The following is a 9,981-nucleotide window of genomic DNA, read 5'->3' as shown; positions in this document are numbered from 1 at the left end:
TGAGCAACGACTCAACCGGCGATTTCCCGCTTATATACCCTCTTGGCGACCTAGCGTCTAAAGGACTGCGTTCAATCCTGTCTTTTTCGTCAGACCGGGCGCTTTTGTCGCGCCATCCGGGGCAAAACGGCTGCCTTTGGACATCCGGCGGGCGGTGCATCCGTGACCAGATCGACCATGTTCAGGCCAAGGATCATGGCGATGGCGGCCAGAGTCAATTCTTCGGCGCCGGAGCGGCTTTTCACCGTCAGGGGCCGGGCGCCTTCCCCGCCTGTCATAAAGCTTTTGGAAACCATGCCTGACGTCCAGGATTGAATTCGCGCAGGGCCGGGGCCATGCTCTGCATGGGATAGCCGGGAAATGAAACAGCCGGGGCAAGGGGCAAGATGCAGTTCCGTTTTGCCGACGGGGTGACCGTCGGGATCAACATTCGCGACAGCGCAAGCCTGCTGGACGGCGTGCGGGACCATCTGCGGGCGGGCCGTGGCTTTGCCATTGCCACGCTGAACGTCGATCACCTGCAAAGGCTGGGCGAGGATGGGGCCTTCGGGCGCGCCTATATGGCCCATGACATGATCTGCGCCGATGGCAATCCCATCGTCTGGCTGTCGCGGCTGGCGGGGGAACGCATCTCGCTGGTGCCGGGGTCGGATCTGGTGGTGCCGCTGATGCAGGTCGCGGCGGCGGGCGGCTGGCCGGTGGCGCTGATCGGCGGCAATGACGATCTGATGGACAAGGCGGGCCGGCGGTTGCAGGAACTGGTGACGGGCCTGAACATCGTGCTGCGCCACGCCCCCGGCTTCCCCTTTGACCCCGACGGGGCCGAGGCCGATCAGGTCATCGGCATGATCCGCACATCCGGCGCGCGGCTGTGCCTGCTGGCGCTTGGCGCGCCCCGGCAGGAACGTTTTGCCATCCGCGCACGCGACGCGCTGCAAGGGGTCGGCCTTGCCTCGATCGGGGCGGGGCTGGATTTTCTGTCCGGCCATCAGAGGCGCGCGCCGAAACTGCTGCGACAGGCCCGGATGGAATGGATGTGGCGGATGCTGTCCAACCCCAGACGGCTGGCCGCGCGCTATGCCAAAGGCTTCACGATTTTGCCGGGTCACGCCATCGCAGCAATGCGCCAAGGACGATCGGCTCGGGGCGGGTCCTGACAAAGACCTGATGCAGATGGGGTCGTCCGCGCCCTGAATTCGGTTTCGAAATCATGGCGGCGGGCGTAATCCAGCGCCGCCTCGGACCGTTCGGTCAGGCGGCGGCGATTGCGGTTCAGCCCGTCGATCACCTGCACCATCCCCGCCAGATCGTCCATCGGCACGGTCCAGCCCCCGCCACTGTCGCGGATCAGCGGTGACAGCATGAGGTTTTCATAGCCCAGCACCGGCAGGCCGCTGGCCATCGCCTCGACAAAGACGCCCGAAGGTTCGGCCTGCACGCGGCAACTGATCAGCAGATCGGCCTGACGGCGAAACATCGGGACCAGCACGCGCTCGAACGGGACGAGACCCGGCAGGGTGACATGATCGCCCAGCCCGCGCGCGGCGATCTGGTCGCGGATGTGGTCGGACAGGCTGCCACGCCCCTCGATCACAAGAGTAAAGGGAATCGCACGACTGCGCAGGGCATCGGCCAGCGGGATCAGGTTCTGCGCACCCAGCCACGGCTCCAACCGGCCGGAATGGACCAGCCGCAGGGGGCCGCCACCGGTCAGATAAGCCCGGCGCGCCGCCAGATCCGCATGATCGGCCAGCATGTCGCGGCGCATGCGATTGTCCAGAAAGCGCATGGCATTGCGGTTCAGGCAGGCATATTCGCGCGACACGGGATAGCCGTTCAGCTGCACGCCATCGGCATCGCGCAGGGCGCGGCGCAGGCGGTATTCCTGACGCAGGTTCCAGCCCGCCGACCACAGCCTGCGGCCCAGGCTTTTGCTGCGGTTGTGCATCACGGCGCGCAGCCGGGTCTGCAGCGTCTGTTCGACGCCAAAGACCACGCCCAGCCCAAGGCGCCGCGCGGCGCGGGCCAGCGGCAGGTGGTCGGGCAGATCGGCATCGGCCATGACCACGCCGGGTTCGGCCACCAGCGCCGATTCCAGCGGCACCCCGGGCGGCAGCAGGACCACCGCGTAATCCAGCGTCGCGACAGGATGCAGACGGCTGCCGGGATATTCGCCCGGCCCGCTGTCGCGCATCACGACACGGACGGGGCCGGGCCAGTCGCGCAGATGCTGGCGCATCCCTTCGACGAAACGATCATTCAGGCGATAGCTGTCCCCCTCGCCGCTTGCGGTAGCGGCGGTAAACAGCGTCAGCACCGGTTGCATATCAGCGATTGCATCAAAGCTCATCCCCGCATCCTTCCGTTTGCCTGCCGTTGCTTATATCCGTCCATCCAGCAATGGGCGGCCGTGTCTTGCGTGGCGTTCGACCAGACGCCGGGCCTTGCGGCCGGGGATCAATGGCCGGGCCGAAGCCGGAACCTCGCCATCGCGCAGTTCCGGAAACAGTGTCAGGCCGCAACGCCCGATCCGTCGGATGGCGCGGTCGCCGTTGTCGCAGGTGCGGACGATATCGCCGACGCGCAGATCCTCGACCCGACGCTCTCCTTCGGGGCAGAGGATCAGCGTGCCGCGGGTAAAGCCGGGAATGTCCGGGGCGCCCATCCGCGCCACCGCAGGGACATCATCGGGGCTGATCGTGTCATTGCCTTCCCCGGCGTGGATGTTGAATCCGATGCCGTCAACGATCGCCGCCATCGCACCATCGGCATGGCCGGATTCGACCGTGGTCAGAGATTTGAACGCGTAAAACGCCGGCGCATCGCCGCCGTTATCCGTATCGGTGCCTTCCCCGGCAGCGATAAACACACCGGCGGACGCGCCGATCAGCGCGCCCGCCCCGCCAGTCCCCGCAATGGTCGCCATTTTCTTCGAACTCGCTAAAAACACTCATGCTGTCGCGTCAAAGAGCCCAAAACGCGGGCCACACGGCAGATTACGGTCAATCATAAACCGTGCTTAAATCGCGTCACCTGTCTTTTCAGCAGGTTTACGCCGATGGCCCCCGATATATCGGGCGATATTTCAGCAATTTTTCGCCAACACGAACCCGCCGGCCATGTTTCCGCTGTCGAATCATCGCCTTCAAGACCGGGCACGTCGCTTCTTTCCAGCGGTTCCAAAGCCGCGCGCCAGCGTCTAAGAACAGCCAATCCCTTGCCAGAGACGCCCGATGTCCGATCAGCCCACCCCGATGATGGCCCAGTATCTTGCAATCCGCGAGGCGAATCCCGGTGCGCTGCTGTTCTACCGCATGGGCGATTTCTACGAGATGTTCTTTGACGACGCGATTGCCGCATCGGCCGCGCTGGACATCGCCCTGACCAAGCGCGGCAGCCATCTGGGAGAGCCGATCCCGATGTGCGGCGTCCCCTATCACGCCGCCGAAAGCTATCTGCTGACCCTGATCCGCAAGGGGTTTCGCGTCGCCATCGCCGAACAGATGGAGGACCCGGCCGAGGCCAAAAAGCGCGGCAGCAAATCCGTCGTCGCCCGCGATGTCGTGCGTCTGGTCACCCCCGGCACCCTGACCGAGGAATCGCTGCTCGAAGCCCGCCGCCACAACTTTCTGGCGGCCTTTGCCACGGTGCGCGACGAATCGGCGCTGGCATGGGTCGATATTTCCACCGGCGCGTTTCGCGTGGCCCCCTGCCCCGCCATGCGGCTTGGCCTGGAACTGGCGCGGCACGCGCCCCGCGAATTGCTGGCGGTCGAGGGCAGCAGGCTGGACGAACTGGCCCGCGACAGCGGCACGGCGCTGACCGAACTGCCCGCGCTATCCTTTGACAGCGCGGCGGGGGCGCGGCGGTTGTCAAGGCTGTTCGGTGTCGCCTCTCTGGACGGGTTCGGCAGCTTTGGCCGGGCCGAACTGTCCGCGATGGGCGCGATTGCCGATTATCTGGAACTGACGCAAAAGGGCCGCCTGCCCCTGCTGCGCCATCCCGTGCGCGAACCCTCGGGCGGCGCGATGCAGATCGACGCCGCGACCCGGCGCAATCTGGAACTGACACAGGCGCTGTCGGGCGGGCGCGAGGGTTCATTGCTGGCCGCCATCGACCGCAGCGTGACGGCGGCGGGGGCGCGGCTGCTGGACCGCCGCATCAGCGCGCCATCCCGCGATCTGGGCGAAATCCACGCCCGGCAATCCGCTGTCGCCTTTCTGACGGATGCCCCGCGCCTGACCGCCGATCTGCGCGACACGCTGGCGCGCGTGCCCGACATGGATCGCGCGCTGTCGCGGCTGGCGCTGGACCGGGGCGGACCGCGCGATCTGGCCGCGATCCGCGCCGGGTTGACGCAGGGCGCGGCGATTGCGGCGCTGCTGCCGGGTGATGCGGGCGATATCCTGCGCGACGCCGCCCGCGCGCTGGTCGGCCATGAGGATCTGATCGACCTGCTGGACGATGCGCTGGTGGCCGAACCACCCTTGCTGGCCCGCGATGGCGGTTTCGTCGCGCCGGGCCATGACGCGGAACTGGACGAAACCCGCCGCTTGCGCGACGAAGGGCGTGGCGTCGTCGCCGGGATGCAGGCGGAGTTCATCCGCGACACCGGGATTTCCAGCCTCAAGATCAAACACAACAACGTTCTGGGCTATTTCATCGAAACCACGACGACCCATGCCGAACGCATGCTGGCCGCACCGCTGAACGAACGTTTCATCCACCGCCAGACCACCGCCAACCAGATCCGTTTCACCACGGTCGAACTGTCGGAACTGGAAACCCGCATCCTCAACGCCCGCGACCGTGCGCTGGAGATCGAGCGCGCGATCTTTGCCCGCCTGACCGCCGCGGTTCTGGACCAGTCCGGCCCCATCGGGCAGGCGGCGCGTGCGCTGGCCGAAATCGACCTGCAGGCCGCTTTTGCCGATCTGGCCATGGCCGAGGGCTGGGTGCGCCCCCATGTCGACGACAGCCGCGCCTTTGACATTCAGGGCGGCCGCCACCCGGTCGTGGAACGCGCGCTGAAGCGCAAGGGGCAGGCATTCGTCGCCAATGACTGCGCGCTGACCAGCGGCGCGACCCCCGCGATCTGGCTGCTGACCGGGCCGAACATGGCGGGTAAATCGACCTTTCTGCGCCAGAATGCCCTGATTGCCGTGCTGGCGCAGGCGGGGGCATTCGTGCCCGCGACATCGGCCCATATCGGATTGGTCAGCCAGTTGTTCAGCCGCGTCGGCGCGGCCGATGATCTGGCGCGGGGGCGATCCACCTTCATGGTGGAAATGGTCGAAACCGCCGCCATCCTCAATCAGGCCGATGGCAATGCGCTGGTCATTCTGGACGAAATCGGGCGCGGCACCGCGACCTGGGACGGACTGTCGATTGCCTGGGCGGTGATGGAGCATCTGCACGCCACCAACCGCTGCCGCGCGCTGTTCGCCACCCATTACCACGAAATGACCGCGCTATCGGCCCGCCTGCCCGGCGTCGAAAACGCCACCGTCGCGGTGCGCGAATGGGAAGGCGAGGTGATTTTCCTGCACGAGGTCCGCAAGGGCGCGGCGGATCGCAGCTATGGCGTGCAGGTCGCGCGGCTGGCGGGCCTGCCGGGGTCCGTGGTCGAACGCGCACGCGAAATCCTGACCGCGCTGGAAAGCGGCGAACGCGACGGCGCGGCCCGTCCCGCCGCGCTGCTGGACGATCTGCCGCTGTTTCGCGCGGCCCCGACGGCGGCCCCTGCCCCCGCGCCCAGAACGTCGCCCGTGGATGACCGCCTGCGCGAGATTTCCCCCGATGCCATGACCCCGAGAGAGGCGCTGGCGCTGCTTTACGAACTCAAGGACCTGCAGGCGGGCAAGGCCTGACGCCTGCGGTCTGGAACCGCCGGCGCTCAGATCCGGATCTTGATGAAGCTTTCGCGCAGGGCGTTCGACCAGGCCACAGACATTTCCATGAATGCCGGGTCGCCTTCCTCGATCCGGCGGCTGGTCGAGATGCGCAGATCATCCGCGCGGATCACCGCCAGATCCAGCGGCATGCCGACCGACAGGTTCGAGCGCAGCGTCGAATCCATCGACAGCAGCACCGCCTTTTGCGCGTCCTGCAGGCTGGTGTCGGGGCGCACGACGCGGTCCAGAATGGGCTTGCCGTATTTATGTTCGCCGATCTGCAGAAAGGGCGTGTCATCGGTCGCTTCGATGAAATTGCCCTCTGGGTAAATCAGGAACAGGCGCATATGGCCGTCCCGGCGCTGGCCCGCGACGATCATGCTGGCCGAGGGCGCCATGCCCTGCATGTCGCGCATGTGTTCGGCGATCTCGCGCCGCGTATCCAGCAGCGTGTCGCCGATGATCGTGGCAATGCGCAGCATCGACCCGGCTTTCATGATCGAGGTGTTTTCGTCGGCATCCGGGTCGCTGATCGCCTCGTGCAGGCGGGCGATGGTGGTCTGGGTCACCGACAGGCTGCCCGCCGTCATGATGACGATGGCGCGCTCGCCCGGTTCCTCGAAAAAGAACATTTTCCGATAGGTCGAAATATTGTCCAGCCCCGCATTGGTGCGCGTGTCCGACAACAGCACCAGGCCTTCGTTCAGTTTCAAACCGACGCAATAGGTCATTCAAATCGTCCGGCGATCACAGGTCACAACTTGCCCCCCTCTGCCTGTTTGTGCGGCATGGCCGGACCGGGATCAATCCGGCTTTTGGGCCAATCTGACGTTTGGCTTACTGATCCATTTCCTGCACCTGCACACGCACATCCAGACTTTCGGCGCCGCGACCCAGGGTCACGCCGACCACCGGCGCCGCATCCGCTGCGTCAAATCCCGAACCAAGCCGCACATAACGGTCATCCGGACAGCATCGGTTGGCCGAGTCGAATCCGACCCAGCCCAATGTCCCGGTGTGGATTTCCGCCCAGGCATGGGCCGCGTCATGCGGTTCGCCGTCGATCGTCGAATGCAGATAGCCCGAGACATAGCGCGCCGGCAGCCCCGACAACCGCGCGCAGGTGATCAGCACATGGGCGTGATCTTGACAGACGCCCGAGCCAAGCGCCAGCGCCTGCGCGGCGGTGGTCGTGGTTTCGGTCACGCCCGGCAGAAAGGCGATGGCCTGACCCACGGTCTCGGCCAGCCGGTGGGCGGTGTCCGTGCCATCCGTGCCGCCTTTGCCCGCCGCCAGATCGCGCAGGGCGTCATCCGGCGTCGTCGGCGCGGTCGAACGCAGATAGACCAGCGGGTTGATGATTTCGCGATGACCGCGCAGCACGCCCGCCGTGTCACGGGTTTCGACCTGACCAAGGACGGAAACCGTGACTTCCTCGCAGGCGCCGCGCATGGTCCAGGCCTCGATCCAGTCGCCTGCGCCGTCGCGGAAACCCGCGCCGCGCTGTCCGTCCGAAACAGAAATGTCCCAGCTTGCGACGCGCTGGCCCTCGAACACCGAAGGGGTCAGGCGCAGGCTTTGCACCAGCCCCAGAATCGGCGCCTGATAGCGATAGGTGGTTTCATGAACGATCTGCAGCTTCATGCCCTGTCCCTTTCCCTGTCCCGCTCACGCCCGCCCGCTCAGGTAATCATCCTGCACGGCATTGGCGACGCTGCCGATTTCACGGATGAACCAGGTCAGGAATTCATGCAGGCCATCGTCAAAGATGCCCCCGATTTCATGGCCCTTCAGATCCTCCAGCGTCTGGCGGGCCAGATCATGCGCCGTGGCGGGCACGCCCGGCCCATAGCGCGCGACCAGCCCCGACAGATGGGCCACGGCCTCGGTCAGGGCGGTCATCAGCGAACGCGGGCTTTCGGGGTTGAGGATCAGGAAATCCGCGACCTGCGCCGCCGTGATATCGCCGCCATAGGCCCAGTGAAACGCCCGATGCGCCGACAGCGCGCGCAGGATCACCTGCCACTGGTAGTTGTCCAGACCGGAACCCACGAATCTCCACGCGCGGCAGCAGCACGAAATATTTCACGTCCAGCAGCCGCGCGGTGGCGTCGGCGCGTTCCAGATCATAGCCCAGATTCATGAAATGCCAGCCGTCGTTGCGCAGCTGCGTCGCGTTGATCGCGCCCCGCACGGTCGAGGTGTGGCGCGTCGTGAAATCGGTCAGCATGGCGGTGTCCAGCCGCGACCGGGGGATGCGTTCCAGCGCGCGCAATTCCTGATAGGCCGTGTTCAGCGCATCCCAGACCTGACTGGTCAGCGCGGTCCGCACGATCCGCGCCCCTTCGCGCGCCTTTTCCAGACAGGACGCGACCGATGACGGATTGCAGCGGTCAAAGAACATGAAGCTTTCGATGTTTTCCTGATTGACCTCGGCATATTTCGTCGAAAACGCCTCTGCCGTGCCAGATGCGCGCAGCAGGGAATTCCATTCGTTTTCATAACCTTCGGCGGTCGAAGGGATCAGGGTGATGCGGGCGCCGACATCCAGCAGGCGCGCGGCGGTTTCGCTGCGCTCCAGATAGCGACCGATCCAGAACAGATGCGAGGCGGTGCGGCTGAGCATGGCTTGTCCCCCTTATTCCGTCAGAACCCAGGTGTCCTTGACGCCCCGCCCTGCGACGAGTTGACGACCAAAGACCCCTCTCGCATCGCGACCCGCGTCAGCCCGCCCGGCACCAGTTCGACCCGGTCGCCACACAGGCAGAAGGGCCGCAGATCGACATGGCGGGGTGCCACGCCTTCGTCGACGAAAACCGGGCAGGTCGACAGCGACAGGGTGGGCTGGGCGATGTAGTTCGACGGATTGGCGCGGATGCGCAGGGCGAAATCCTCGATCTCTGCCTTGGTCGCCTTGGGGCCGATCAGCATCCCGTAACCGCCTGATCCGTGGACCTCTTTCACGACCAGATCGGCCAGATTGTCCATGACGTATTTATAGTCATCATCGCGCCACAGCGCCCAGGTATCGACGTTTTTCAGGATCGGTTCTTCGCCCAGATAAAAGCGGATCATTTCGGGGACAAAGATATAGATCGCCTTGTCATCCGCGACCCCGGCACCCGGCGCCGAGGCAATCGAGACGGCGCCGGAACGATAAACATCCATCAGCCCCGGAACGCCCAGAACGGAATCGCGGCGGAAACACAGCGGATCAAGGAAGCGTCGTCGATCCGGCGATAGATCACATCGACCCGCTTTGGCCCGGTCGTCGTGCGCATATAGACATATTCGCCATCGACGAACAGGTCGCTGCCCTCGACCAGTTCGACGCCCATCAGGTTGGCAAGCGAATGAATGTTCGTAATAGGCGCTGTTATAGGGGCCCGGCGTCAGGATCACGACCGTCGGCTGGCCGTTGCATTTGGCAGGCGCGACGGATGCAAGGGTGCGGCGCAGGACCTCCGGGGTAGCTGTCCACCGGTTCGATCTTGTTGTTGCGAAACAGCGAGGGGAACATGCGCATCATGATTTCCCGGTTTTCCAGCATATAGCTGACGCCCGAGGGCGTGCGGCAGTTGTCTTCCAGCACCATGAAGTCATTGGCGCCGGTGCGCACGATGTCGATGCCGACGATATGGGAAAACACCCCGCGCGGCGGCACGAAACCCACCACCGCCTTTTCATAGGCCACGTTGCGATAGACCAGACTGGCCGGCACCCGGCCCGCCCGGATGATTTCGCCGCGACCGTAAACATCGCGCAGAAAGGCATTCAGCGCACGGGCGCGTTGCTTGATCCCGCGTTCCAGCCTGCGCCATTCGCTTTGCATGAAAACGCGGGGCAGCATGTCAACGGGCATCAGGCGATCCGGGTCGCCGCCTTCGCCATAGACGGCAAAGGTGATGCCGATGCGGCGAAACAGGGCCTCTGCCTCGGCCTGTTTCATCTGACGAAACTCGGCGGGCATGGTGTCGATCCATTCCGACAGCAGCGCATAGGGATTGCGGACATGGTCGCCGTCGAACATCTCGTCAAAATACATGGCCGCACCTCGCTACGTCTTCGTCCCCAAGCCTGACAATCC

General features: G+C 65.1%; 7 protein-coding genes and 2 pseudogenes. 2 read left to right on the top strand and 7 right to left on the bottom strand.

Annotation, left to right across the window (positions count from 1 at the left end; genetic code table 11):
- Window positions 1-89: 89 nt before the first annotated feature.
- The gene (locus PE067_RS11770; RefSeq protein ID WP_276189559.1) at window positions 90-245 is read right to left on the bottom strand and encodes a hypothetical protein; all 156 of its coding nucleotides are present in this window, start codon (window positions 243-245) and stop codon (window positions 90-92) included.
- 141 nt (window positions 246-386) lie between these two features.
- On the opposite strand from PE067_RS11770, the gene PE067_RS11765 reads away from it, so the two are divergent.
- A complete protein-coding gene (locus PE067_RS11765) occupies window positions 387-1,157 on the top strand; it encodes a WecB/TagA/CpsF family glycosyltransferase (RefSeq protein WP_276189558.1) in 771 nt (256 codons plus the stop codon).
- Here the strand turns inward: PE067_RS11765 and PE067_RS11760 are convergent.
- Both PE067_RS11760 and PE067_RS11755 read right to left on the bottom strand, forming a co-directional pair.
- Entirely contained in the window at window positions 1,106-2,350 is a 1,245-nt protein-coding gene (locus PE067_RS11760) for a glycosyltransferase (protein WP_276189557.1), read from the bottom strand. The two genes, PE067_RS11765 and PE067_RS11760, sit on opposite strands and share 52 nt — an antisense overlap.
- Before the next feature lie 30 nt (window positions 2,351-2,380).
- On the bottom strand, window positions 2,381-2,926 hold the full coding sequence (locus PE067_RS11755) for a Hint domain-containing protein (protein WP_276189556.1): 546 nt from the start codon (window positions 2,924-2,926) through the stop codon (window positions 2,381-2,383).
- 307 nt (window positions 2,927-3,233) lie between these two features.
- Here PE067_RS11755 and mutS point away from each other — a divergent pair, with 307 nt between their 5' ends.
- Window positions 3,234-5,870, top strand: coding sequence for a DNA mismatch repair protein MutS (gene mutS, locus PE067_RS11750; RefSeq protein ID WP_276189555.1), 2,637 nt, complete (start codon window positions 3,234-3,236; stop codon window positions 5,868-5,870).
- A 26-nt stretch (window positions 5,871-5,896) separates the two neighbouring features.
- Here the strand turns inward: mutS and PE067_RS11745 are convergent, their stop codons facing one another.
- From PE067_RS11745 to PE067_RS11725, 4 genes and pseudogenes are all read right to left on the bottom strand, one after another.
- Window positions 5,897-6,625 (bottom strand): peptidase, encoded by a 729-nt coding sequence (locus tag PE067_RS11745; protein WP_276189554.1) that lies wholly within the window; start codon window positions 6,623-6,625, stop codon window positions 5,897-5,899.
- 106 nt (window positions 6,626-6,731) lie between these two features.
- Complete coding sequence (locus tag PE067_RS11740) at window positions 6,732-7,538, bottom strand: transglutaminase family protein (RefSeq protein ID WP_276189553.1); 807 nt, start codon at window positions 7,536-7,538, stop codon at window positions 6,732-6,734.
- Window positions 7,539-7,562: 24 nt separating this feature from the next.
- A pseudogene (locus PE067_RS21885) lies at window positions 7,563-8,520 on the bottom strand (alpha-E domain-containing protein).
- A 12-nt stretch (window positions 8,521-8,532) separates the two neighbouring features.
- Window positions 8,533-9,939 (bottom strand): annotated as a pseudogene (locus PE067_RS11725) (circularly permuted type 2 ATP-grasp protein).
- Between the last annotated feature and the right edge of the window lie 42 nt (window positions 9,940-9,981).

The organism is Paracoccus sp. DMF-8 (genome assembly GCF_029309835.1).
In the GTDB taxonomy this organism is placed as follows: Bacteria; Pseudomonadota; Alphaproteobacteria; order Rhodobacterales; family Rhodobacteraceae; genus Paracoccus.
The sequence above is the reverse complement of the archived record's forward strand: the minus strand, read 5'-3'. Positions and strand labels throughout refer to the sequence as shown.

Excerpts from the sequence above, each read along its gene's own strand:
- PE067_RS11765 (WP_276189558.1), top strand. The coding sequence starts at position 387 with ATGCAGTTCCGTTTTGCCGACGGGGTGACCGTCGGGATCAACATTCGC.
- PE067_RS11760 (WP_276189557.1), bottom strand. The coding sequence starts at position 2,350 with ATGAGCTTTGATGCAATCGCTGATATGCAACCGGTGCTGACGCTGTTT.
- PE067_RS11755 (WP_276189556.1), bottom strand. The coding sequence starts at position 2,926 with ATGGCGACCATTGCGGGGACTGGCGGGGCGGGCGCGCTGATCGGCGCG.
- mutS (WP_276189555.1), top strand. The coding sequence starts at position 3,234 with ATGTCCGATCAGCCCACCCCGATGATGGCCCAGTATCTTGCAATCCGC.
- PE067_RS11745 (WP_276189554.1), bottom strand. The coding sequence starts at position 6,625 with ATGACCTATTGCGTCGGTTTGAAACTGAACGAAGGCCTGGTGCTGTTG.
- PE067_RS11740 (WP_276189553.1), bottom strand. The coding sequence starts at position 7,538 with ATGAAGCTGCAGATCGTTCATGAAACCACCTATCGCTATCAGGCGCCG.